The following is a 25271-nucleotide window of genomic DNA, read 5'->3' on the forward strand; positions in this document are numbered from 1 at the left end:
AGTGTGACGCGTGCTGGAACGTCTGTCATGGAAAAGGCTCGTCTTTGAACTGATCTTATGCTGTATTCCGGCCTTCATTCTGGGGGCCTTTCTTGGACATCTGCCGTGGTTTCTGCTGGCGTCGGTCACCGGGCTGCTGATCTGGCATTTCTGGAACCTGCTGCGCCTCTCCTGGTGGCTGTGGGTTGACCGAAGCATGACGCCGCCGCCCGGAAGCGGCAGCTGGGAGCCGCTGCTGTACGGTCTGCACCAGATGCAGATGCGAAATAAAAAGCGCCGCCGCGAGCTGGGAAGCCTGATTAAGCGTTTTCGCAGCGGTGCGGAGTCGCTACCGGATGCGGTCATTCTGACCACCGAAGAAGGGACGATCTTCTGGTGTAACGGCCTGGCGCAGCAGCTGTTGGGCCTGCGCTGGCCGGACGATAATGGCCAGAATATCCTCAACCTTCTGCGTTATCCCGAGTTTACGCTGTACCTGAAAAAGCGTGATTTTACCCGTCCGCACAATCTCAAGCTCAATAACGGTCGCCATCTGGAGATCCGCGTGATGCCCTACAGCGATAAGCAGTGGCTGATGGTGGCGCGCGATGTCACCCAGATGCACCAGCTGGAAGGGGCGCGCCGCAACTTCTTCGCCAACGTCAGTCACGAATTGCGTACCCCGCTGACCGTGCTTCAAGGCTACCTGGAGATGATGCAGGAGCAAACGCTGGAAGGTGCGCCGCGTGAAAAAGCGCTGCACACCATGCGCGAGCAAACGCACCGGATGGAAGGCCTGGTGAAGCAGCTGCTGACGCTCTCGAAGATTGAAGCGGCACCCACGCTCGCGCTGAATGACACTATTGATGTGCCGATGATGCTGCGGGTCGTGGAGCGTGAAGCGCAGACGTTAAGCCACAAAAAGCATCACCTGACCTTTGAGGTCGACAACACGCTAAAGGTGCTGGGCAGTGAAGATGAGCTGCGCAGCGCTATCTCCAACCTGGTGTATAACGCGGTAAACCATACGCCGGAAGGGACGGAGATCGTGGTGCGCTGGCAGCATACCCCAACGGGGGCCGAGTTTAGCGTGGAGGACAACGGGCCGGGGATCGCGCCGGAGCATATTCCGCGTCTGACCGAACGCTTCTATCGCGTGGATAAAGCGCGATCGCGGCAGACGGGCGGAAGCGGCCTGGGGCTGGCGATTGTGAAACACGCGGTGAATCACCATGAAAGTCGTCTCGATATTCAGAGTACCCTGGGTAAAGGAACCCGCTTCAGCTTCGTGATCCCGGAACGATTAATTGCCAAAAAGATCGCCTGACGGCAGGTGTGTCATTTTACCTTTCCACGGGTCAGCCATCGCTGGCCCGTTTGCTTTGCAGTCAAGCGAAACGCGTGTGAATTTTATACGGCTGGCTGTTTTTTGTTCGCATGATTAGCCATGGGTTTTTCTTATAATTAGCGTATTGTGCTGGAGTGTATTTTCATGCTGGCATATTGTTCTGGTTTTACGATCCCACCTTGCCTTTAAACGTTATAAGCGTTTAAATTGCCCCCAGATACTGTCAGACCGACTGTATTTGCGTGGTAAATCGAAAAACTATTCTTCTCCACGCCAGGACGGGAGCATATCCCGCTAAAATTGAGCAAATTTTCGGCTGTATCGTCCCGTCAGGGGCAGCGAAAATCTCAATGTTTTCAACACCACATCCACAGGCAGTAAGGTTTTATGACCCATCACTTAAAATCGCGTGACATCATCGCGCTGGGCTTTATGACATTTGCGCTGTTCGTTGGCGCAGGCAACATCATTTTCCCTCCAATGGTTGGCTTACAGGCGGGTGAACACGTCTGGACCGCCGCGTTTGGTTTCCTGATTACTGCCGTGGGTCTGCCGGTGCTGACCGTCATCGCGCTGGCGAAAGTCGGCGGCGGTGTGGATAGCCTCAGCACCCCGATTGGCAAAGTGGCGGGCGTTCTGCTGGCAACCGTCTGCTATCTGGCCGTGGGTCCGCTGTTTGCCACCCCGCGTACCGCGACCGTTTCCTTTGAAGTGGGTATTGCTCCGCTGACCGGTGACGGCGCGATGCCGCTGTTCATCTACAGCCTGATCTACTTCGCGATCGTGATTCTGGTTTCCCTCTATCCGGGCAAGCTGCTGGATACCGTGGGTAACTTCCTGGCTCCGCTGAAAATTGTGGCGCTGATTGTTCTGGCGGTGGCGGCTATCGTCTGGCCTGCAGGCCCGATTAGCGACGCGATGGACGCCTATAAAAACGCCGCGTTCTCTAACGGCTTTGTGAACGGCTACCTGACGATGGATACGCTTGGCGCGATGGTGTTTGGTATCGTTATCGTTAACGCCGCGCGTTCCCGCGGTGTGACCGAAGCGCGTCTGCTGACCCGCTACACCATCTGGGCTGGCCTGATGGCCGGTGTAGGCCTGACGCTGCTGTATCTGGCTCTGTTCCGCCTGGGCTCCGATAGCGCGATGCTGGTCGACCAGAACGCCAACGGTGCGGCTATCCTGCACGCCTACGTCCAGCACACCTTCGGTGGTGCAGGCAGTATGCTGCTGGCGGCGCTCATCTTCCTGGCCTGCCTGGTTACCGCGGTTGGCCTGACCTGCGCCTGTGCTGAGTTCTTTGCGCAGTACCTGCCGCTCTCTTACCGCACCCTGGTGTTTATCCTTGGTATCTTCTCCATGGCGGTATCCAACCTCGGTCTGAGCCACCTGATTCAGGTCTCTATTCCGGTACTGACGGCGATCTATCCGCCGTGCATCGTGCTGGTGGTGCTGAGCTTCACCCGCCCGTGGTGGAACAACTCCTCACGAATTATTGCGCCAGCCATGTTTATCAGCCTGATTTTTGGTATCCTTGACGGGATTAAAGCATCAGCGTTCGCTGAAATTCTGCCAGCCTGGACACAGCGTCTGCCGCTGTCCGAGCAGGGCCTGGCCTGGCTGATGCCTACCGTTGTTGCACTGGTTCTGGCGGTTATCTGGGACCGTGCTGCAGGGCGTCAGGTCGCATCGAACGCCCATTAATCAACGGCAACAAACTGTTTAACCACGGGGCTTAAGGCCCCGTGGTTTTTTGTTTTTTTCGTGTTGAATGGCAAGATTTAAATGGAAAGCACTAACAAACTTAAACGTGGATTGAGCACGCGCCACATCCGCTTTATGGCGCTGGGCTCTGCTATTGGCACCGGTCTTTTTTATGGCTCGGCAGATGCCATCAAAATGGCCGGTCCAAGCGTGCTGCTGGCGTACATCATCGGCGGCGTGGCGGCGTATATCATCATGCGCGCCCTCGGCGAAATGTCGGTTCATAACCCCTCCGCCAGCTCCTTCTCGCGCTACGCGCAGGAAAACCTCGGCCCGCTGGCCGGGTTTATCACCGGCTGGACCTACTGCTTCGAAATCCTGATCGTGGCAATAGCCGACGTGACGGCGTTTGGCATCTATATGGGCGTCTGGTTCCCGGCGGTGCCGCACTGGATTTGGGTGCTGAGCGTGGTGCTGATCATTTGCGCCGTCAACCTGATGAGCGTGAAGGTGTTCGGCGAGCTGGAGTTCTGGTTCTCCTTCTTCAAGGTCGCCACCATTATCATCATGATTGTGGCCGGTTTCGGGATCATCATCTGGGGGATTGGCAACGGCGGGCAGCCGACCGGGATCCATAACCTCTGGAGCAACGGTGGCTTCTTCAGCAACGGCTGGCTCGGCATGGTGATGTCGCTGCAGATGGTGATGTTCGCCTACGGCGGTATCGAGATTATCGGTATTACTGCCGGGGAAGCGAAAGACCCGGAGAAATCCATTCCGCGCGCCATCAACTCGGTGCCGATGCGTATTCTGGTGTTTTATGTGGGTACGCTGTTTGTGATCATGTCCATCTACCCGTGGAATCAGGTGGGTACCAACGGTAGCCCGTTTGTCCTGACCTTCCAGCATATGGGCATTGCGTTTGCCGCCAGCATTCTCAACTTTGTGGTGCTGACCGCGTCGCTTTCAGCGATCAACAGTGACGTCTTTGGCGTGGGTCGTATGTTGCACGGCATGGCAGAGCAGGGCAGCGCGCCGAAGGTGTTCGCCAAAACCTCGCGCCGCGGCACGCCGTGGGTGACCGTTGTGGTGATGACCGTGGCGCTGCTGTTCTCGGTTTATCTGAACTACATCATGCCGGAGAACGTCTTCCTGGTGATTGCATCTCTGGCGACCTTCGCGACGGTGTGGGTGTGGATCATGATCCTGCTGTCGCAGATTGCCTTCCGCCGTCGCCTGTCGCCGGATGAGGCGAAAGCGCTGAAGTTCAAAGTACCGGGCGGCGTTGCGACGACCATCGTCGGGCTGATCTTCCTGGTGTTTATCATTGGCCTGATTGGCTACCATCCGGACACCCGCATTTCGCTCTACGTTGGCTGCGCGTGGATCGTGCTGCTGCTGGTGGGCTGGGTGTTTAAATGCCGCCGCGACCGTCAGCTGGCGGAAGCGCAGTAAGGTAAAAATGCCGGGTGGCGCTGCGCTTACCCGGCCTACACTCCCTTTTACCCCCCAAAAAACTCCTCCCCCGTCCTCCTCCCCCAATAAATCCCATCATGGTGAGCTATCCTTAACCACCCTGTGGCAAGGTGACGTCAATTTCATCAGAGGGGATTCGTGATGTTAAACGCCTGGCACCTTCCGGTTGCCCCATTTGTTAAGCAAAACAAAGACAACCTTGTGATTACGCTCTGGCTGGCGGGGGAAAACCAGCCCGATCGCGTGACGCTCCGCGCCGAAATCGATAACGAAGAGACCGGGTTGAAAATGCACAAGCTGCGCAGCCAGCCGCAGCCGGGTATCACCGCCTGGCGGGCGAATATCGACCTGAACAGCGGACAGCCGCGCCGCCGCTACAGCTTTAAGCTTTTGTGGAACAACCGTCAGCTGTGGTTTACCCCGCAGGGGTTTAGCCGTTTCCCGCCTGCACGGCTGGAGCAGTTTGCGGTCGATTATCCGGATAACGGCCCGCAGTGGGTTAACGATCAGGTCTTTTACCAGATTTTCCCGGACCGTTTTGCGCGCAGCGAAAAGCGCACTGCCGACCAGGATAAGATCTATTACCACCATGCCGCGGGCCACGACATTATCCTGAAAGCGTGGGATGAGCCGTTAACCGCGCAGGCGGGCGGCTCGACCTTCTACGGCGGCGATCTCGACGGTATCAGCGAAAAGCTGCCGTACCTGAAAAAACTGGGCGTGACGGCGCTATACCTCAACCCGGTGTTTAAAGCCCCGAGCGTGCACAAATACGATACCGAAGATTATCGCCACGTTGATGAGCAGTTTGGCGGCGACGAGGCGCTGCTGCGCTTGCGTAAGAATACGCAAAAAGAGGGGATGCGCCTGATCCTGGACGGCGTGTTCAACCACAGCGGCGATTCGCATGCGTGGTTTGATCGGCATAACCAGTCGATGGGCGGGGCATGTCATAACCCGGATTCGCCGCAGCGCGACTGGTACAGCTTTAACGAGGAGGGCCGCGCGCTGGACTGGCTGGGCTACCCGAGCCTGCCGAAGCTGGATTTCCAGTCGCCAACGCTCGTTAATGAAATCTACGGCGGCGAAGACAGCATCGTCCGACACTGGCTGAAGGCGCCGTGGAATATGGACGGCTGGCGTCTGGACGTGGTGCATATGCTCGGCGAAGCGGGCGGGGCGCGGAACAATCTTCAGCACGTCGCCGGCATAACGCGCTCGGCAAAAGCCGCACAGCCGGAAGCGTTCGTTTTTGGCGAGCACTTTGGTGACGCGCGCCAGTGGCTGCAGAATGATGCGGAAGATGCGGCGATGAACTATCGCGGCTTTACCTTCCCGCTGTGGGGATTCCTCGCCAACACCGATATCTCCTACGATCCAAATCATATCGACGCGGAAACCTGCATGGCGTGGATGGAGAACTACCGCGCCGGGCTGTCGCATCAGCAGCAGCTGCGGATGTTTAACCAGCTCGATAGCCACGATACCGCGCGTTTTAAATCCCTGCTGGGCAAGGATGTCGCGCGTCTGCCGCTGGCGGTGACCTGGCTCTTCACCTGGCCGGGCGTGCCGTGCATCTACTACGGAGACGAGGTGGGGCTGGACGGCAACAACGATCCGTTCTGCCGCAAAACCTTCCCGTGGGCACCAGAGAAACAGGACAAAGTGCTGTTCAGCCTGTATCAGCGGCTGGCGAAGCTGCGTAAGCAGAGTCTTGCCCTGCGCTACGGCGGCTGCCAGGTGGTATACGCTCATGATAACGTCGTGGTCTTTGCCCGCGTTTATAACCAGCAGCGCGTGCTGGTGGCGATTAACCGGGGCGAGGCCTGCGAAGTGGTGCTGGATGATTCACCGCTGCTGAATGTCGCTGCGTGGAAGAGCAAAGAGGGCAAGGCGACAATACAGGACGGCGTGCTGGCGCTGCCTGCAATATCCGCGACGATCTGGTTCGGCAGCTAATACGCGATTGTTTCCACCTTTTAAGATGGCGCAAATGCAACGATTTGTGTCAATCTTAACAGATCGTTTACGGTGAAGGTGGAAACATGGACGAGCTTTACATCCTTGGCTGTTTATTCCTGGTTTTTGCGCTGCTGGTTGCGCCCGTGCTTGCGGTTATCGGGTTTAATCGCAGTACGGCGGCGCAGCAGGAGATCGCTCGGCTGCGCCAGCGCATAGAGGCGCTTGAGCAGCGCGGCGTGCCTGAGAACGCGTCGGAACCGGTGCAGACCGCCGCGCCGGAGGCAATTACCGCGCCAGTGGTGGAGGACGCTCTCGCGCCTGTCGACCCCTGGCGACCCGATATTCCCGCAGCGGTGGCAGAACCCGCTTCTTCTCAGGCCCCGACCCCTGCGGCAAAACAGCCTTCAGCCTTTGGCGGCATCCTGACGTCGCTGGCGCGCTGGTTCATGCAGGGCAATCCGCTGGCGAAGCTGGGCATTCTGCTGCTCTTCCTCGGCCTCTCTTTCCTGCTGCGCTATACCGTCGAACATTCCCTGTTCCCGCTTGAGCTGCGCCTCGTGGCAGCGGCGCTGTTTGCCGTTGTTCTGCTGGCGATTGGGTGGCGGCTGCGGCACAGGCAGCGGGTCTATGCGCTGATCCTCCAGGGCGGGGCGACCGGCGTGCTCTACCTGACGGTGTTTGGCGCCTTCCGGCTCTGGCAAATGCTGCCGATGACGCTGGCTTTTGCGCTGCTGGTGGTGATCTGCGCGGCGAGCGTCGGGCTGGCGGTGCTGCAGAAGGCCCTGAGCCTTGCCATGCTGGCGAGCCTCGGCGGGTATCTTGCGCCACTGCTGTTGTCTACCGGGGGCGGCAGCTTTGTCGCGCTGTTCTCTTTCTATCTCCTGCTGTCCATCGGCATTCTTGCTATCAGCATCTGGCAGCACTGGCGCGAGCTGAACCTGCTCGGGCTGCTGTTCACGTTCGGCGTGGGCGGCCTGTGGGGGCTGAGTGATTACCAGCCTGAAGACTATTGGATCTGCCAGCTGTTCCTGATTGCCAATACGCTGATCTTCGGCGTGCTGAGCGTGGCGCTGTCGCTGCGGGCGCAGGAAAAAGGGAAGCAGATCGTTGACGGTGTGCTGCTGTTTGCCCCGCCGCTGATCGGCTTCGGAATGCAGTACGGCATGACCCGACACTGGGAATATGGCCCGGCGCTGAGCGCGCTGGGATACGGCGCATTTTATCTCACCCTCGCGTACCTCGCGCTGCGGCGCTATCCCTCCCTCGGACGGCCGCTGGTCATGGCGGCGCTGGCGATCGGCGGCGGGTTTGCCACGCTCGCCATTCCGCTGGCGCTGTCGGCGCGCTGGACGGCAATGGCCTGGGCACTGGAGGGGCTGGGTATCCTCTGGCTGGGCGTGCAGCAGCACCAGCGGCGCATGAGCTATAGCGGGACGGCGCTGCTGGTGCTGGCCCTCGGCAGCGCGCTGTGGGCGCAAACGGACGGCGTTACGTCGCTGAGCCTGCTCCTTATCTTCGCCATCCTCAGCCTTTGCTGGCTGGCAGCGGCCTGGCTGTGGCGGACTCTTTTTCTGCCGGTCAGCTGGGCGCTGCTGGCAGGCGGGCTGCTGTTCTGGCTGGTAGCGCAGCTGGGTGCGTCGCAGCTTGTACTTACGAAAGAATTACCGATTCTGGCGGGCGTGCTGGCGCTGACGGCGGCGTCAGCCTGGTGCTGGCGGCAGGTGGCCGCTCGTCTGGCGTGGCGAGAGCTGGACGCCAGCAAATGGCTGCTGTGGCCGGTTATGCTGCTGATGGTGGGGTATCAGATCTGGCATCAGCAGATCGTTGCCGCCGGCTGGTCAAACCTGGCCTGGTGCGTTGCGCTTCCTGCCGCGCTGATGCTGTTGCGGCGCGATGGTGAAAGGGTTCTGCCGCGTATCGCGATGGGGCTACACCTGTCGCTGTGCTGGATGATTTTACTGGCGCTGGCCGCCGAGCTTTACTGGTTTGCCCGGTCTCTGCCGTGGGGCATGGCGGCCTGGGGCAGCGGATTAGCGATGGCCGCAGGCGGCGGGGTGATTATGGCGCTCTCTGCTGCGGTACGGCGTCGCGCGTGGCCGTTCCGGGAATGGCCTGCGCTCTATGCGTGTCTGGCTCCGATCCCTGCCGTCGTGGCGCTGCTGGTATTGCTGGTGGTGACTAATTTCCAGGACGGCGTGGTCTATCGCCAGACCTGGCTCCCGCTGGTAAACCCGCTTGAGGAAGGCGCAGCGTTCGCGTTGCTGGGGCTGGTGGTCTTTTATCGGGCGGTGGACCGCTACTACCCGGCATTGCTTGCGCAAGCGCGTCCGTGGCCTGGCGTCGCGCTCATGGCGTTTGGCTTCTGGTGGCTGAACGGTGCGCTGATGCGCGCCCTGGCCTGGTACGGCGACGTGGCCTGGAATATGGCATCGCTGTGGGATTCGCGGCTTATCCAGACCAGTTTTGCCCTGTTCTGGATGCTGAGTGCGCTGGTGGTCATGATCCATGCCACCCGTCGGGCTTCCCGGCAGGAGTGGCTCTGCGGGGCCGCGCTGCTGGGTGTGGTGATGGTTAAACTGATGCTGGTGGACAGCGCGGGCGGAGGCGGTCTGTCGCGCGCGGTGGCGTTTATCGGCGTGGCGATACTGGTACTGATAGTGGGCTATTTCTCGCCGCTACCGCCAAAAACAGGAGATGAAAAATGAAATGGATGAAAGCGGTAGCGTGTACCGCGCTGCTGGCGCTTTCCGGCCCGGCGTTCTGCGACGAAGTACCAACGGAATCGCCACGGGACTACGCCTTTGGTCGTTCACTCGACACGTCCGTTCCTTCCCGGTGGTATCGAGTGATGCTGCCGCTTGCCGTCTATGAGCAGAGCACATCCGCGGATCTGCATGATGTTCGCGTCTTTAACCAGTCGGGTGAGCCGGTTCCCTTTAGCCTGATCGCCGCGACGCGCCCGCAGGCCACAGCGCAATCCACGGCGCTGCGCCTCTTTCCGCTGGATGCCTCGCCGCTCGCGGCTGCCTCAGACGCCGGTGACAGCGATAAGGTCCGGCTCCGTTCCCGAAACGGCGTTGAGATTGTGCTGGAGGGGCAAAAAGCCGCCGCAGCCGGGCAACATTACCTGCTGAGCTTGCCGGAGCAGACGTCGGGTGAGCTGGCCATATCCCAGCTGCAGCTGCTCTGGAATACCCCGCAGACGCCGTGGCAGGGAACGGCGTCGGTCTATTACAGCGAGGATCTTAAGCGCTGGTATACCCTTCGCGAAGATATGCCGCTGCTGGACGTCGCCAGCGGCCAGGATCGCCTTAAGCTCGATCGGATCGATATCGACACGGTTTTATCTCCCGAGGCGAATTGCTATCTCATGGTGGTGCTGAATACGCAGGGCCAGGGGGTAACGTTGACCGGCGTAAACGCAATCAGCGCACCTGCGCAGGCGGCCCCGGAAGAGATCAATCTTGAGGGGGAAGGGGAGCAGCTATCGACAACCGAAGCGCAGTGGCGCTGGACGCGTCCGCAGCCGCTGAGCGCTGTCAGCATCTCGCTGAACGGCGATGGCGTCCTTCCCGTGGAGATCGCCTGGCGGCGTACGGAAAAAGACACATGGCATCCCCTGAAAAAAGAGGTGATTTACCGCCTGGAGGGGAAAACATCCGGACCGGTTTCGCTTAACGGGGACCTGGTGCAGGCCGTGAAAATCACGACGCTGAATGCGCGTCTGCCAGAATACCTGCCGAGCGTCACGGGGCATCGCGACCGCTATGACCTGGTGTTCAACGCGCAGGGTAAAGCGCCGTACGTGCTCGCCTGGGGCAACGGCGCCGCAAAGCCTGCACAGGTGGAACCTGACATGCTGATCCCAGCCGATCTGCGCAAGACCTATGATATGGCGAACCTGCCGCAGGCCGATATTCTGGATGATGTCGCGTTGGGCGGTGAGGGGCGGCTAAACGCCACCTCTGCAGGCGAGCGGGCGAGCTGGATGAACGCCCTGCTGGTGTGGGGCGTGCTGATCGCGGGCGTGCTCCTGCTGGCGGGCATGGCCTGGCGCATCTGGCGGGAAACGCAGCGCAAGGCATAAAAAAAGGCCCGCATAAGCGGGCCTTTCTCGTAAACCGTGCCGATTACAGGCTGGATACGTTCTCAGACAGGTATTTAGCTACGCCGTCTGGGGAAGCAGCCATACCTTCTTTACCTTTTTCCCACTGAGCCGGGCACACTTCGCCGTGCTCTTCGTGGAACTGCAGCGCGTCAACCATGCGCAGCATTTCGTCGATGTTACGACCCAGCGGCAGATCGTTCACAACCTGGTGACGAACGATGCCGTTCGCGTCGATCAGGAAGGAACCACGCAGCGCAACGCCAGCGTCCGGATGTTCGATACCGTAAGCCTGCTGGATTTCGCGTTTGATGTCCGCAACCATTGCGTATTTCACCGCACCGATGCCGCCTTTGTCGACAGGGGTGTTACGCCATGCGTTGTGTACAAACTCAGAGTCGAAGGAGACGCCAACCACTTCTACGCCACGCTTCTGGAATTCTTCATAACGTTTGTCGAACGCGATCAGCTCAGACGGGCAAACGAAAGTGAAGTCCATTGGCCAGAAGAACAGAACGGTCGCTTTACCGTTGGTGTGCTGTTTGAAGTTGAAGTTTTCAACGATTTCACCGTTGCCCAGAACTGCTGCAGCTGTAAAATCCGGAGCCGGACGAGTTACCAGAACCATATGATTCTCCTGTAGATACTAAGGTTATTTGGAACGCAACGCGAGCCAGTATAGAGAGTGTTCATGGATAAGACAAAGAGGTGGTGACAATCGTTCCGCCAGCTTTTACCTATCAATACGAATTCTGTCAGAGCTGTTTGTTTTTCGCCTGCGCCATCATGCGCGGGTAAAACTGCCAGAAGCGGGTCTCCAGCGCATCGTAATGTTCATCCAGGTCATACCAGGAATCCCGCAGCGCATCCAGGCGCGGGCGACGGCTCGCCATCCCATTCAGCACGTTCTGAATGAAATCCATCTCGCGATAGCGCTCCAGCCAGCGCTCTGACCACAGGTAGTTATTCAGATTCACAAAGCGCGGCGGCGAGTCGGGCAGAATGATCGACACCTGCTGATGGGCATAACGCACAAATTCCGGCAGGGGTAGCTCCGGCGAGAGCTGTGCCCAGTGGCGCGACAGGAAATGGTCCCACATCACATCAAGCGTGATCGGTGCGACGCGGCGCGTTTCCGGCCGAAACCACGCTTTGGCTTCCGTCACTTCCGGCAGCTTATCCGTCAGCACGTCGATGCGGCGGTGCATAAAAATCCCGTCGACAACCTCAGGGGCGTACGCTTCCGCGGGGTTGCCGCGTACGAAATCTGCCAGCAAATTGCCGGACAGGGAGCTGTCAGCGAGGTGAGCGAGATGCAGGTGAGCGAGAAAATTCATGCGTTTTATTTGTCCGGGGGCGGCTAGTTGTTGCAGCAAAAGGGTGTGAGCACTAGACTATGCCGCCTGTTTTTAAGTCACGAGTATACGTCATGCGCGTCGCCGATTTCTCCTTTGAACTACCTGAATCCCTGATTGCTCACTATCCCATGCCTGAGCGCAGCAGCTGTCGTTTACTGTCACTGGATGGGCCAACGGGCGAGCTGACGCACGGTACTTTCACCGATTTGCTCGACAAGCTCAACCCTGGCGATCTGCTGGTCTTTAACAATACCCGCGTGATCCCGGCGCGCCTGTTCGGCCGTAAGGCCAGCGGCGGCAAGATTGAAGTGCTGGTCGAACGTATGCTCGATGATAAACGTATTCTGGCACATATTCGCGCATCCAAAGCGCCAAAGCCGGGCGCGGAGCTGCTGCTGGGCGATGACGAGAGCATCAAGGCGACCATGACCGCGCGCCACGACGCACTGTTCGAGGTGGAGTTCAACGACGAGCGCACGGTGCTTGATATCCTGAACGCCATCGGCCACATGCCGCTGCCGCCGTACATTGAGCGTCCTGACGAAGAGGCTGACCGCGAGCTGTACCAGACCGTCTACAGCCAGAAGCCTGGCGCGGTCGCGGCCCCGACGGCAGGCCTGCACTTTGATGAACCGCTGCTGGAAAAACTGCGCGCGAAAGGCGTTGAGATGGCGTTTGTTACGCTGCACGTCGGGGCGGGAACCTTCCAGCCGGTGCGCGTGGACAGCATTGAAGACCACATCATGCACTCTGAGTATGCTGAAGTGCCGCAGGATGTCGTGGACGCGGTGCTGGCGGCGAAAGCGCGCGGTAGCCGCGTCGTGGCGGTCGGTACGACGTCGGTGCGCTCGCTGGAGAGCGCCGCGCAGGCCGCGAAAAGCGAGTTGATTGAGCCGTTCTTTGGCGATACGCAGATCTTTATCTACCCGGGTTACCAGTACAAAGTGATTGACGCGCTGGTGACCAACTTCCATCTGCCTGAATCGACGCTGATTATGCTGGTCTCTGCGTTCGCGGGGTATCAGCATACGATGAATGCCTACAAGTCTGCGGTAGAACAAAAATATCGCTTTTTTAGCTACGGGGACGCGATGTTTATCACGTACAATCCGCAGGCTTTGAATGAGCGTGTCGGGGAATAAGTCCGCGGCACCGTTTTACAACGTTGGACTGTTTTTCTGACGTCGGAGAAAAAATGAAATTTGAACTCGATACCACCGACGGTCGCGCGCGCCGCGGTCGCCTGGTGTTTGATCGCGGCGTGGTGGAAACCCCCGCGTTTATGCCTGTGGGCACGTACGGCACCGTAAAAGGGATGACGCCGGAAGAAGTTGAAGCCACTGGCGCGCAGATTATCCTCGGCAATACCTTCCACCTGTGGCTGCGACCGGGTCAGGAGATCATGAAGCTCCACGGCGACCTGCACGACTTCATGCAGTGGAAAGGCCCTATCCTGACCGACTCCGGCGGTTTCCAGGTCTTCAGCCTGGGGGATATCCGCAAGATCACCGAGCAGGGCGTTCACTTCCGTAACCCGATCAACGGCGATCCGATTTTCCTCGATCCCGAAAAATCAATGGAGATTCAGTACGATCTCGGCTCTGACATCGTGATGATCTTCGACGAATGCACGCCGTATCCGGCCGACTGGGACTACGCCAAGCGTTCCATGGAGATGTCTCTGCGCTGGGCGAAGCGTAGCCGTGACCGTTTTGACTCCCTGCAGAACAAAAATGCGCTGTTCGGCATTATCCAGGGCAGCGTTTACGAAGATTTACGCGATATCTCTGTTAAAGGTCTGGTAGAGATAGGTTTTGATGGCTACGCTGTCGGCGGTTTGGCTGTGGGTGAGCCGAAGGAAGACATGCACCGCATTCTGGAGCACGTCTGCCCGCAAATCCCGGCGGATAAACCACGATACCTGATGGGCGTGGGCAAACCGGAAGATCTGGTTGAAGGCGTACGCCGCGGCATTGATATGTTCGACTGCGTCATGCCAACCCGCAACGCGCGTAACGGCCATCTGTTCGTTACCGATGGCGTGGTGAAAATCCGTAACGCGAAGCATAAGAGTGACACCAGCCCGCTCGATTCCGAGTGCGATTGCTATACCTGTCGCAATTATTCTCGCGCGTACCTGCATCATCTCGATCGTTGCAACGAGATTTTGGGCGCGCGTCTCAATACCATTCATAATCTTCGTTATTATCAGCGCTTAATGGCTGGTTTACGTAAGGCTATCGAAGAGGGTAAATTAGAGAGCTTCGTGACCGATTTCTACCAACGTCAGGGGCGGGATGTTCCACCGTTGAACGTTGATTAATTTTAATAATGAGGGAATTTGAATGAGCTTTTTTATTTCTGATGCGGTAGCAGCAACAGGCGCTCCAGCGCAGGGCAGCCCAATGTCTCTGATTCTGATGCTGGTTGTGTTCGGTCTGATCTTCTATTTCATGATCCTGCGCCCACAGCAGAAGCGCACCAAAGAGCACAAAAAGCTGATGGACTCCATCGCGAAAGGCGATGAAGTGCTGACCAACGGTGGTCTGGTCGGTCGCGTAACCAAAGTGGCTGAAAGTGGCTACATTGCAATCGCCCTGAACGACACCACTGAAGTGGTCATCAAACGTGACTTCGTAGCTGCCGTTCTGCCGAAAGGCACCATGAAGGCGCTGTAATCCCAACTTTTCCCAAAGGGAACTGCCGTGTTAAACCGTTATCCTTTGTGGAAGTACATCATGCTGGTCGTCGTGATTCTCGTCGGCCTGCTGTACGCGCTTCCCAACCTGTATGGTGAGGATCCGGCTGTTCAAATCACTGGCGCGCGCGGTGTCGCCGCCAGTGAGCAAACGCTGATCCAGGTCCAGAAAACGTTACAAGAAGAAAAAATTACCGCTAAGTCTGTGGCACTGGAAGAGGGCGCAATTCTTGCTCGCTTCGACACCACCGACACGCAGCTCCGCGCACGTGAAGCGCTGATGGGCGTGCTGGGTGATAAATACGTCGTGGCGCTTAACCTTGCCCCTGCAACCCCGCGTTGGCTGGCTGCGATGAATGCAGAGCCAATGAAACTCGGTCTTGACCTGCGTGGCGGCGTTCACTTCCTGATGGAGGTGGATATGGATACCGCGCTCGGCAAGCTGCAGGAACAGAATATCGACAGCCTGCGCAGCGATCTGCGTGATAAAGGCATCGCTTACACCACCGTGCGTAAAGAAGATAACTACGGCATGAGCATCACGTTCCGCGACAGCGCGGCGCGCGATCAGGCTGTAGATTACCTGACCCAACGTCACCGTGACCTGGTGATCTCCTCGCAGGGCAGCAACCAGCTGCGCGCGGTGATGACCGATGCGCGCCTGAAAGAAGCGCGTGAATATGCCGTTCAGCAGAACATCAACATTCTGCGTAACCGTGTAAACCAACTGGGCGTGGCCGAGCCGCTGGTACAGCGTCAGGGTGCTGACCGTATCGTGGTTGAACTGCCGGGTATCCAGGACACCGCGCGTGCGAAAGAGATTCTCGGTGCGACCGCAACGCTGGAATTCCGTCTGGTGAATACCAACGTTGACCAGTCTGCTGCCGCTTCTGGCCGTATTCCGGGTGACTCCGAAGTGAAACAGACCCGCGAAGGTCAGCCGGTTGTGCTGTACAAACGTGTGATTCTGACCGGTGACCACATCACCGACTCCACGTCGAGCCAGGATGAATACAACCAGCCGCAGGTTAACATCTCGCTGGATAGCGCGGGTGGTAACATCATGTCTAACTTCACCAAGGACAACATCGGTAAACCGATGGCGACCCTGTTCGTGGAGTACAAAGACAGCGGTAAGAAAGATGCAAACGGCCGTGCTGTGCTGGTGAAAGAGGAAGAGGTGATTAACATCGCCAATATCCAGTCTCGTCTGGGTAACAGCTTCCGTATTACCGGTATTAACAACCCGAACGAAGCGCGTCAGCTCTCCCTGCTGCTGCGTGCCGGTGCGCTGATAGCGCCAATTCAGATTGTTGAAGAACGTACCATTGGTCCAACTCTGGGTATGCAAAACATCCAGCAGGGGCTGGAAGCGTGTCTGGCCGGTCTGGTGGTCTCTATCCTCTTCATGATCTTCTTCTATAAGAAGTTTGGTCTGATTGCGACCTCCGCGCTGATCGCGAACCTGGTGCTGATTATCGGCATCATGTCCCTGCTGCCGGGAGCGACGCTGACCATGCCGGGGATTGCGGGTATCGTTCTGACCCTTGCGGTGGCGGTCGACGCCAACGTACTGATTAACGAACGTATCAAAGAAGAGTTGAGCAACGGTCGCTCTGTTCAGCAGGCGATTGATGAAGGTTATAAAGGCGCGTTCAGCTCTATCTTCGATGCGAACGTAACAACACTGATTAAGGTTCTTATCCTGTATGCAGTGGGTACTGGCGCGATCAAAGGCTTTGCGATTACAACCGGTATCGGTGTCGCAACGTCAATGTTTACCGCTATTGTCGGCACCCGTGCCATCGTGAACCTGCTGTACGGCGGCAAGCGCGTCAAAAAGCTGTCTATCTGAGGAGTGCGTTGTGGCACAGGAATATACTGTTGAACAATTGAACCACGGCCGTAAAGTCTGGGACTTTATGCGCTGGGACTACTGGGCCTTCGGCATTTCAGGTTTCCTGCTGATTCTGTCCATCGTCATTATGGGCGTGAAAGGCTTTAACTGGGGGCTCGATTTTACCGGTGGTACGGTAATTGAAATCTCCCTTGAAAAACCGGTCGATATGGACCAGATGCGCGAATCGCTGCAGAAAGCGGGCTTTGAAGAGCCGCTGCTGCAGAACTTCGGCAGCAGTCGCGACATCATGGTACGTATGCCGCCGGTGCACGATGCCAACGGCAGCCAGGAGCTGGGCAGTAAGGTTGTTAGCGTGATTAACGAAACAACCAGCCAGAACGCGGCGGTTAAGCGTATTGAGTTCGTCGGCCCAAGCGTAGGTGCTGACCTGGCGCAGACCGGCGCGATGGCGCTGCTGGTGGCGCTGATCTCCATCCTGGTGTACGTCGGTTTCCGCTTTGAGTGGCGACTGGCGGCCGGTGTGGTTATCGCTCTGGCGCACGACGTGGTGATCACCATGGGCATACTGTCGCTGTTCCACATTGAGATTGACCTGACGATTGTGGCATCCCTGATGTCCGTCATCGGTTACTCACTGAACGACAGTATCGTGGTATCTGACCGTATCCGTGAAAACTTCCGTAAGATCCGTCGCGGCACGCCGTACGAAATCTTTAACGTGTCGTTGACCCAGACGCTACACCGTACCTTGATCACATCCGGTACCACCCTGATGGTGATCCTGATGCTGTTCCTGTTCGGTGGTCCGGTTCTGGAAGGCTTCTCGCTGACCATGTTGATTGGTGTCACCATCGGTACGGCGTCGTCTATCTACGTTGCGTCCGCCCTGGCGCTGAAACTCGGCATGAAGCGCGAGCACCTGCTCCAGCAGAAAGTCGAAAAAGAAGGGGCGGATCAGCCGTCCATTCTGCCGTAAGGCGACGTTTAGCGCGTTATCAAAATCCCGGTCTGTTGACCGGGATTTTTTTTATCTGCTCCTGACAAACACTCCTGACAGTATGCTGTCAGGAGCCCTGTCGTAGACTCCTTCTGAACCCAAACAACAGGCAGGAGGATGTATGAAAAGCGTCATTAACTGGTTTGAAATTCCGGTCTCGGATATGGATCGCGCCATCAAATTTTATGAGCCGGTGATGCAGCTTGCGCTGCGTCGCGAGAAAATGGACTGTGCGGAGCTGGCCGTTTTCCCGCATGAGGATCCCGCCACCGGAGGCGCCCTTGCAAAATTTGACGGCGTTACACCGTCTTTGCAGGGCGCTATTATTTACCTGCATACTGACAATCTGGCGGCAACGCTCGATCGCATCGCCTCTGCGGGCGGCGAGTGCGTGTTTGGCCCGCTGGAACTGCCGCATGGCATTGGCACTATCGCCTTGTTTACCGACAGCGAGGGTAACCGCGTCGGCCTCCATCAACCTGCCTGAGAGCGAACTAAGAGTTGACCCGACGTGCTGACCGTTTGTTTCAGATTGTGCAGATCCTGCGGGGCAGGCGTCTGACAACGGCAGCGCATCTGGCGGACCGGCTTGGCGTGTCCGAGCGCACGGTCTACCGCGATATCCGCGACCTGTCGCTTTCCGGCGTGCCGGTGGAAGGTGAGGCGGGGAGCGGATATCGGCTCATGTCGGGCTTTGACCTGCCGCCGCTGATGCTGACAAATAAGGAGTCCGAGGCGCTGATCGTCGCGATTCGCCTGCTCAAAACCTGGGGCGGGGAATCGCTGTCGCGCGAGCTGGAGTCGGCTCAGGAAAAGGTGCTGGCGATTCTGCCCGAGGAGAGTCGTCGAAAGGCGGAGCAGACGCGGATCTACGCCCCGGATTTTTGCATGCAAAGCCACTCCCGCAGCGATTTTGACAGGATCCATCAGGCAATTTCCGCACAGCAGGTGCTGGTGCTGCATTACCGTGATGAAGCAGGACAGCTGTCTAAACGTGAGGTTCAGCCGCTGGGGCTGTTCTTCTGGGGAGAGCGCTGGCTGCTGGCCGCGTGGTGTGAACGGCGCGATGACTATCGCTGTTTCCGGCTCGACAGATGCCTCAATATTGTGGCTACGGAAAGGCGGTTTAGCGAAAGTGCGGACAGGTCTTTGGCGGATTTTTTGCGCAAGGTGAGGCAGTAAAAAGCCGGGTGGCGGCTACGCCTTACCCGGCTACATTTGGCTCGTAGGCCCGGTAAGCGTAGCGCCACCGGGCGAAACCCGCACTGATTAGAAGTTGTAACCTACAACCAGGTAACCACCCCAACCGGTAGAACGCACGCTGAAGTCGCCGTTGCCGAAGTTCAGGCTGGCGTCGTCGTTCCACTGACCGCCGTTGTGCCAGTAACGTGCCACAACAGAGTAGTGCCAGTGATCGTAGTTCAGCGCCAGAATGTGGCTGGAGGCGATGGAGTTATTGGTACGCGCTTTCTTACCGTTCAGGTCACGGAAATCGTTGTCACCCAGGTCTGAGCCCCAGTCAAAGTTGGTGAAGCCGATATAGCTCAGGTTACCGCCCCACAGTTGGGTAATAGGCACAAAGTATTTCACTTTGAAACGGTAGCCATCCCACTCGTTTTCGTTCGCGGCACCGTAGTTCTGCCACTGATACTTAGCGTACACATTCAGAGACAGGCTCATTGGCAGACCGGTGTCGATGTCCGTACCCAGACCCATGTACCAGGTGCTTTGTTCCTGAGAATCGTTGCGGCCCATGTCGTAAATGTAGTTATTCGCGAAGTACCACTCTTTGAACGGCCCGAAGCTTAGGTCGGTGCCGGTCAGCTTATCGATAGAGAAGCGTGGTTCGATTTCCATAAACAGCGGAGAGCCGTTGTTCCAGATACCTTTCGCATCGGTGTTACCACCAAAGAATACTGGCAGATCGACGTAGCCGTAGAAATCAAACCAGTCTTTCTTGGCGAACGCTTCATATTCCAGGTAGGTATCGTTACGAATCTGAGGTCCGAAACGCGTGTGGTAGCTGCCGACCACGTTAACGCTCTGGTGCCACCAGTCGGAGAGGTATTGTGGTTTGTCGTTTTCCGCTGCGTTAACAGTGAAAGAAGAGGACAGTGCCAGCACGGCGCCAGCTGCGAGTAATGTTTTTTTCATAATCATGCCACTGATTGAAATTCCCTTCCGGGAGTGAAAAATGCGCGAATTGCGTTTCTAAATATTTCGTGTTTCTGCGGTGCCTATTATAGGAATCCCTGCTCACAAAAATATGTGTTGTTTCACATATCTCTCATACGCGTAATCGATTGCGTTCACGTTTGCGTACTTTAAACGGCCGGGATTGTAGCGGCAATCATTTATGTTGCCAATCCATACGAAATGTAAATGTTAGCGGAGTGACATTTCACTCCGCTAAAAAAGAGAGGATTACTGCGCGGCGGGTTGAATGTCGTGAATGCGGATAAAGCCTAACTGTTCCGGCGTAAGGCCGCTTAACTGAAGCGGAATATCCACATCACTGGGTGCTAAAACACTGGCCGGTGCGGTGAAGAGCTGATTCTTCACGTTCACCTCCTGGTAGTTCTCCGTGGTGCCCTGGATCTGGCCCCACTCGACGGTGCCGCTGAAGGCCGGAAGCGGATCGTTGGACTCTCCCTTGATGCGTAATGTTGCGCGAGTACCATCGGCATTCGCCGCCACATTCACCAGAGACATTTTTAGCGTGCCAATCTGGCTGTTCAGCAGGGCAGGGGTATTCGCCCCCGGCAGCAGGTACACCCCGCTGGTAGATTTCGCGTTCAGCGCGTTTTGCTGGGTGATCTTCACCGTTTCTTTGTTTAGCTTGTCCATCGCCGTATTGAGCGTATTGACGCTCTGTTTCATCTGACGGACTTCGGTTTGCTGTGCACAGGCGCTAAGGGTGAAGAGGCTCCCCACCAGCAATATTTTCAGGTAACGTCTTGTCATTGCGTTTATTTCCTTGAAATAACGGATCGTCCTAATGGTAGCCAGCATCATTGTGTCAGACATAGATCCTTTTTCTCAAAAAGCTCTTCCTTTGTTGTCAGGCCAGTTCAGGGTAAAATGAAAATCAGTTAACCAGATAACAGGGATACCGTATGCATTGCCCATTCTGCTCCGCTGTGGATACCAAAGTCATCGACTCTCGCCTTGTGGGCGAAGGGTCTTCAGTGCGCCGTCGTCGGCAGTGTCTGGTGTGTAACGAGCGTTTCACGACCTTTGAGGTGGCAGAGCTGGTCATGCCGCGCGTGGTTAAAAGTAACGACGTGCGTGAGCCGTTTAACGAAGAGAAACTGCGCAGCGGAATGCTGAAAGCCCTTGAAAAACGTCCCGTCAGCGCGGACGACGTGGAGATGGCGCTAAACCACATAAAATCTTACCTTCGTGGTTTGGGTGAGCGTGAAGTGCCCAGCAAGATGATCGGCAACCTGGTAATGGAGCAGCTGAAAAAGCTCGATAAGGTCGCCTATATCCGCTTTGCCTCGGTCTACCGCAGTTTCGAAGACATCAAAGAGTTTGGCGAAGAGATCGCCCGCTTACAGGATTAAGCTCATGCACGATGAGATGTACATGGCGCGCGCCATGAAGCTGGCGCAGCGCGGTCGTTTTACCACCCATCCCAACCCGAACGTCGGGTGCGTTATCGTGAAAGATGGCGAGATCGTGGGGGAAGGTTTTCACTACCGCGCGGGTGAGCCCCATGCTGAGGTTCATGCCCTGCGCATGGCCGACGAGAAGGCGCGTGGTGCGACGGCCTACGTTACGCTGGAGCCCTGCAGCCATCACGGGCGTACGCCACCGTGCTGCGACGCGCTGATTGCCGCGGGGGTGTCGCGCGTGGTTGCATCGATGCAGGACCCGAATCCGCAGGTGGCGGGACGAGGTCTGTATCGTCTGCAGCAGGAAGGCATTGACGTCAGCCATGGCCTGATGATGCAGGACGCGGAAGCGCTCAACAAAGGTTTCCTGAAGCGCATGCGTACCGGGTTCCCGTATATCCAGCTTAAGCTGGGTGCCTCGCTGGACGGTCGTACGGCGATGGCAAACGGCGAGAGCCAGTGGATCACGTCGCCGCAGGCAAGGCGCGATGTGCAACGTCTGCGTGCGCAAAGCCATGCTATTCTCACCAGCAGTGAAACCGTTCTGGCTGACGATCCGGCCATGACCGTGCGCTGGGACGAGCTGAATGCCGATACCCAGGCTCTGTATCCGCAGGAGAACCTGCGTCAGCCGCTGCGTATTGTCATTGATAGCCAGAACCGCGTGACGCCGGAGCACCGCATCGTCCAGCAGCCAGGGGAAACCTGGATTGCGCGCACCAAAGAAGATACGCGCGCATGGCCGGAAGGCGTACGGAGCATTACGGTGCCGGAACATAACGGGCATCTGGATCTGGTGGTGCTGATGATGCTACTCGGCAAGCAGCAGGTGAACAGCATCTGGGTCGAAGCGGGCCCGACGCTTGCCGGCGCGCTGCTTCAGGCGGGGCTGGTGGATGAGCTTCTCGTCTACGTTGCGCCTAAACTGTTGGGCAGTGACGCGCGCGGCCTGTTTGTGCTGCCCGGCCTTGAAAAACTGGCCGATGCACCACAACTCAAATTTAGCGAGATTCGTCCGGTAGGTCCGGATGTCTGCCTCCACTTAACGACAGCGTAATTGCTCCCGAAATAGGGAAGCAGTGCGCAAAGTATTATGATAAAATCCGCCCCCCTGCGGGGCCAAATGAACCCGTAAAGGAAGAGTATGAACATTATTGAAGCTGCTGTAGCTACCCCGGACGCTCGCGTCGCCATCACCATTGCGCGTTTCAACAACTTCATCAACGATAGCCTGCTGGAAGGTGCGGTTGACGCCCTGAAACGTATCGGCCAGGTTAAAGATGACAACATTACCGTTGTTTGGGTTCCAGGCGCTTACGAACTGCCACTGGCGGCGGGCGCGCTGGCGAAAACCGGTAAATATGACGCGGTGATTGCGCTGGGTACCGTTATTCGTGGCGGCACTGCGCACTTCGAATACGTTGCGGGCGGTGCAAGCAACGGTCTGGCACACGTTGCGCAGGATGCTGAAATTCCTGTCGCGTTCGGCGTGCTGACCACCGAAAGTATTGAACAAGCCATCGAACGTGCTGGCACCAAAGCCGGTAACAAAGGTGCAGAAGCTGCACTGACCGCGCTTGAAATGATCAATGTATTGAAAGCCATCAAGGCCTGATTTTTTTGTAAGGGGAATTCCGTGAAACCTGCTGCTCGTCGCCGCGCCCGTGAATGTGCCGTCCAGGCACTTTACTCCTGGCAGTTGTCCCAGAACGACATCGCTGATGTTGAATACCAGTTCCTGTCAGAACAGGACGTGAAAGACGTTGACGTTCTGTACTTCCGTGAACTGCTGTCGGGAGTGGCGACTAATAGCGCGTATCTCGATGGTCTGATGAAACCTTACCTGTCCCGTCTGCTCGAAGAGCTGGGTCAGGTAGAAAAAGCAGTGTTGCGCATTGCGCTGTTTGAGCTGTCTAAACGTGATGATGTGCCGTATAAAGTGGCCATCAACGAAGCGATCGAACTGGCGAAAACCTTCGGCGCTGAAGACAGCCACAAGTTTGTAAACGGCGTACTTGATAAAGCAGCACCTGCGATCCGTCCCCACAAAAAGTGATCCGCAAACCGGAGTTCTGCATTGCCTGACGGGCAGTGCGGCTCCGGTTTTTTCTTTTATTTGCTGAGGCATAACGTATGGCATGCGGCGAATTCTCCCTGATTGCCCGTTATTTCGACCGTGTCAGAACCTCTCGTCTTGATGTTGAAACCGGCATCGGCGATGACTGTGCACTTCTCAATATTCCCGAAAAACAGACGCTGGCAATCAGCACCGACACCTTAGTGTGCGGACGTCATTTTTTACCGGATATCGATCCTGCCGATCTGGCGTATAAGGCACTGGCGGTTAACGTCAGCGATCTGGCGGCGATGGGGGCCGATCCCGCGTGGTTAACCCTGGCGCTGACGCTGCCTGAGGTAGACGAAGCCTGGCTTGAAGCTTTCAGCGATGCGCTGTTTGAGCAGCTTAACTACTACGATATGCAGCTGATTGGCGGTGATACCACTGCCGGGCCGCTGTCGATGACGCTGGCGATCCATGGCTATGTACCGCTTGGTCGCGCGCTGAAGCGTTCGGGTGCAAAACCCGGCGACTGGATCTACGTGACCGGTACACCGGGCGACAGCGCCGCGGGCCTGGCGATTCTTCAGGATCGCTTAACCGTGAAGAACGCTGACGATGCGGCGTATCTGGTGAAACGCCATCTGCGCCCGACGCCGCGTATTCTGCACGGTCAGGCGCTGCGCGAGCGCGCAAGCTCGGCTATCGATTTCTCTGACGGGCTGATCTCAGATCTTGGCCATATTCTCAAGGCCAGCGGTGTCGGCGCGCGCGTTGACCTGGATCTGTTCCCGCTGTCAGAGGAACTGCTTCGTCATGTTGAACCTGAACAGGCACTGCGCTGGGCGCTGTCCGGTGGTGAAGATTATGAACTGTGCTTTACCGTTCCGGAGCTGAACCGTGGAACGCTCGACGTGGCGTTAGCGCACCTCGGCGCGAAATTCACCTGTATCGGGCAGATCATGCCGGAGAGTGAAGGGTTGAAGTTTGTGAAAGACGGTGAGCCGGTTACGCTGGACTGGAAAGGGTACGATCACTTCGCGTGATGTTGTGCGCTCTGTATTGCCGGGGGGCGGCTCCGCCTTACCCGGCCTACAAAAGAGGGGCTTATTTAAACCCCACCACCGGATGCTGCTGATACGGCGTCTCCAGCTCGGCAACCTGTTCGGGCGTCAGCGTGATATCCACCGCGTTTAACAGTTCGTCCAACTGCTCTTCCCGGGACGTGCCGATAATGGGAGCCGCGACGCCGCGTTTACCCAGCAGCCATGCCAGCGCTACCTGGGCGCGGGTTGCGCCGGTATCGTCGGCAATCCCGGCCAGGCGTTCGGCAATCAGCGCATCGCTGGCTTCTGTTCCGCCGTACAGATTTTTCCCCACCTCATCGGATACCAGCCGGGCCGTGGTTTCCCCCCACGGACGGGTCAGACGTCCGCGCGCCAGCGGGCTCCACGGGATGACCGCCACGCCCTCCTGATGGCACAGCGGCAACATCTCACGCTCTTCTTCACGATAGATCAGATTGTAGTGATCCTGCATGGTGACAAAGCGCGCCCAGCCGTGCTGCGCCTGCAGATCCAGCGCCTGAGCAAACTGCGACGCGTGCATCGACGATGCGCCGATGTAGCGTGCTTTACCGGCTTTGACGACGTCGTTGAGCGCCTCAAGCGTCTCCTCGATCGGCGTGTTGTAATCCCAGCGGTGAATTTGCAGCAGGTCGACGTAATCCATGTTCAGGCGCATGAGGCTGTCGTCAATGGAACGCAGGATCTGCGCGCGAGAAAGGCCTTGCGGCAGGTCGCCCACCGGGTAGTACACCTTGGTGGCAACGACGATGTCATCCCGACGGGCAAAATCGCGAAGGGCGCGGCCGACAATCTCCTCGCTGCTGCCGTCGGAGTAGCTGTTGGCGGTGTCAAAGAAGTTAATGCCGCCCTCGATGGCGCGTTTGATAATCGGACGGCTGCTCTCTTCCGGCAGCGTCCAGGCGTGGTTCCCCCGATCGGGCTCGCCAAAGGTCATGCATCCCAGACAAAGTCGGGAAACCTTAAGGTCCGTTTTTCCTAATGTTGTGTATTGCACGGTTCCGCTCCTGCTGTTTAAA

The 25271-nt window shown here is 57.5% G+C and carries 23 protein-coding genes; 18 read left to right on the forward strand and 5 right to left on the reverse strand.

Annotation, left to right across the window (positions count from 1 at the left end):
- Positions 1–10: 10 nt before the first annotated feature.
- The 6 genes from phoR (at position 11) to ACOTXT_RS12310 (ending at position 10559) form a co-directional block, all read left to right on the forward strand.
- Positions 11–1306 carry a phosphate regulon sensor histidine kinase PhoR gene (phoR, locus tag ACOTXT_RS12285; RefSeq protein WP_008503264.1) on the forward strand — a complete coding sequence of 432 codons (1296 nt, stop codon included), beginning with the start codon at positions 11–13 and terminating at the stop codon, positions 1304–1306.
- Between the two features lie 408 nt (positions 1307–1714).
- Positions 1715–3034: a branched-chain amino acid transporter carrier protein BrnQ gene (brnQ, locus tag ACOTXT_RS12290; protein WP_008503262.1), complete on the forward strand. Its 1320-nt coding sequence runs from the start codon at positions 1715–1717 to the stop codon at positions 3032–3034.
- Between the two features lie 81 nt (positions 3035–3115).
- Positions 3116–4489: a proline-specific permease ProY gene (gene proY, locus ACOTXT_RS12295; protein ID WP_032674248.1), complete on the forward strand. Its 1374-nt coding sequence runs from the start codon at positions 3116–3118 to the stop codon at positions 4487–4489.
- 162 nt (positions 4490–4651) lie between these two features.
- A complete protein-coding gene (gene malZ, locus ACOTXT_RS12300) occupies positions 4652–6469 on the forward strand; it encodes a maltodextrin glucosidase (RefSeq protein WP_008503350.1) in 1818 nt (605 codons plus the stop codon).
- An 86-nt stretch (positions 6470–6555) separates the two neighbouring features.
- Positions 6556–9177 carry a DUF2339 domain-containing protein gene (locus ACOTXT_RS12305; protein WP_126348523.1) on the forward strand — a complete coding sequence of 874 codons (2622 nt, stop codon included), beginning with the start codon at positions 6556–6558 and terminating at the stop codon, positions 9175–9177.
- On the forward strand, positions 9174–10559 hold the full coding sequence (locus tag ACOTXT_RS12310; RefSeq protein WP_333165146.1) for a DUF3999 domain-containing protein: 1386 nt from the start codon (positions 9174–9176) through the stop codon (positions 10557–10559). The genes ACOTXT_RS12305 and ACOTXT_RS12310 overlap by 4 nt, the downstream gene beginning before the upstream one ends.
- Positions 10560–10602: 43 nt before the next feature.
- Here ACOTXT_RS12310 and ACOTXT_RS12315 read toward each other — a convergent pair whose 3' ends face one another.
- Both ACOTXT_RS12315 and acpH read right to left on the reverse strand, forming a co-directional pair.
- Positions 10603–11205: a peroxiredoxin gene (locus tag ACOTXT_RS12315; protein WP_008503347.1), complete on the reverse strand. Its 603-nt coding sequence runs from the start codon at positions 11203–11205 to the stop codon at positions 10603–10605.
- Positions 11206–11332: 127 nt separating this feature from the next.
- A complete protein-coding gene (gene acpH / locus ACOTXT_RS12320; protein WP_021241667.1) occupies positions 11333–11914 on the reverse strand; it encodes an ACP phosphodiesterase in 582 nt (193 codons plus the stop codon).
- 92 nt (positions 11915–12006) lie between these two features.
- Between acpH and queA the strand changes: the two genes are divergently transcribed.
- The 7 genes from queA (at position 12007) to ACOTXT_RS12355 (ending at position 18673) form a co-directional block, all read left to right on the forward strand.
- Positions 12007–13077 (forward strand): tRNA preQ1(34) S-adenosylmethionine ribosyltransferase-isomerase QueA, encoded by a 1071-nt coding sequence (gene queA, locus ACOTXT_RS12325; RefSeq protein WP_023326778.1) that lies wholly within the window; start codon positions 12007–12009, stop codon positions 13075–13077.
- A 53-nt stretch (positions 13078–13130) separates the two neighbouring features.
- Positions 13131–14258, forward strand: a complete 1128-nt coding sequence (tgt, locus tag ACOTXT_RS12330) for a tRNA guanosine(34) transglycosylase Tgt (RefSeq protein ID WP_003859110.1) — start codon at positions 13131–13133, stop codon at positions 14256–14258.
- Between the two features lie 22 nt (positions 14259–14280).
- Entirely contained in the window at positions 14281–14613 is a 333-nt protein-coding gene (gene yajC, locus ACOTXT_RS12335; protein ID WP_000007630.1) for a preprotein translocase subunit YajC, read from the forward strand.
- 27 nt (positions 14614–14640) lie between these two features.
- Positions 14641–16488, forward strand: a complete 1848-nt coding sequence (gene secD / locus ACOTXT_RS12340; protein WP_021241665.1) for a protein translocase subunit SecD — start codon at positions 14641–14643, stop codon at positions 16486–16488.
- A gap of 10 nt (positions 16489–16498) precedes the next feature.
- A complete protein-coding gene (gene secF, locus ACOTXT_RS12345) occupies positions 16499–17470 on the forward strand; it encodes a protein translocase subunit SecF (protein ID WP_008503342.1) in 972 nt (323 codons plus the stop codon).
- A gap of 142 nt (positions 17471–17612) precedes the next feature.
- Positions 17613–17978 carry a VOC family protein gene (locus tag ACOTXT_RS12350; protein WP_008503341.1) on the forward strand — a complete coding sequence of 122 codons (366 nt, stop codon included), beginning with the start codon at positions 17613–17615 and terminating at the stop codon, positions 17976–17978.
- 14 nt (positions 17979–17992) lie between these two features.
- On the forward strand, positions 17993–18673 hold the full coding sequence (locus ACOTXT_RS12355) for a YafY family protein (protein WP_333165149.1): 681 nt from the start codon (positions 17993–17995) through the stop codon (positions 18671–18673).
- Positions 18674–18760: 87 nt separating this feature from the next.
- Here the strand turns inward: ACOTXT_RS12355 and ACOTXT_RS12360 are convergent, their stop codons facing one another.
- Positions 18761–19645, reverse strand: coding sequence for a nucleoside-specific channel-forming protein Tsx (locus ACOTXT_RS12360; protein WP_031275068.1), 885 nt, complete (start codon positions 19643–19645; stop codon positions 18761–18763).
- Between the two features lie 270 nt (positions 19646–19915).
- The gene (locus ACOTXT_RS12365; protein ID WP_008503338.1) at positions 19916–20455 is read right to left on the reverse strand and encodes a DUF3251 domain-containing protein; all 540 of its coding nucleotides are present in this window, start codon (positions 20453–20455) and stop codon (positions 19916–19918) included.
- Between the two features lie 152 nt (positions 20456–20607).
- Between ACOTXT_RS12365 and nrdR the strand changes: the two genes are divergently transcribed.
- The 5 genes from nrdR to thiL all read left to right on the forward strand — a co-directional run bounded on the left by nrdR (position 20608) and on the right by thiL (position 24213).
- The gene (gene nrdR, locus ACOTXT_RS12370) at positions 20608–21057 is read left to right on the forward strand and encodes a transcriptional regulator NrdR (RefSeq protein ID WP_008503337.1); all 450 of its coding nucleotides are present in this window, start codon (positions 20608–20610) and stop codon (positions 21055–21057) included.
- Between the two features lie 4 nt (positions 21058–21061).
- Complete coding sequence (gene ribD / locus ACOTXT_RS12375) at positions 21062–22165, forward strand: bifunctional diaminohydroxyphosphoribosylaminopyrimidine deaminase/5-amino-6-(5-phosphoribosylamino)uracil reductase RibD (RefSeq protein ID WP_055321815.1); 1104 nt, start codon at positions 21062–21064, stop codon at positions 22163–22165.
- 87 nt (positions 22166–22252) lie between these two features.
- Entirely contained in the window at positions 22253–22723 is a 471-nt protein-coding gene (gene ribE / locus ACOTXT_RS12380) for a 6,7-dimethyl-8-ribityllumazine synthase (protein WP_003859098.1), read from the forward strand.
- Positions 22724–22744: 21 nt separating this feature from the next.
- Positions 22745–23164, forward strand: a complete 420-nt coding sequence (nusB, locus tag ACOTXT_RS12385) for a transcription antitermination factor NusB (RefSeq protein WP_006809908.1) — start codon at positions 22745–22747, stop codon at positions 23162–23164.
- A 77-nt stretch (positions 23165–23241) separates the two neighbouring features.
- On the forward strand, positions 23242–24213 hold the full coding sequence (gene thiL / locus ACOTXT_RS12390) for a thiamine-phosphate kinase (protein WP_055321814.1): 972 nt from the start codon (positions 23242–23244) through the stop codon (positions 24211–24213).
- Positions 24214–24274: 61 nt separating this feature from the next.
- Here thiL and ACOTXT_RS12395 read toward each other — a convergent pair whose 3' ends face one another.
- On the reverse strand, positions 24275–25249 hold the full coding sequence (locus ACOTXT_RS12395) for an aldo/keto reductase (protein WP_055321813.1): 975 nt from the start codon (positions 25247–25249) through the stop codon (positions 24275–24277).
- Positions 25250–25271 lie beyond the last annotated feature (22 nt).

The organism is Enterobacter cloacae complex sp. IR5422 (assembly GCF_049238165.1).
Classification (GTDB): Bacteria; Pseudomonadota; Gammaproteobacteria; order Enterobacterales; family Enterobacteriaceae; genus Enterobacter; species Enterobacter roggenkampii.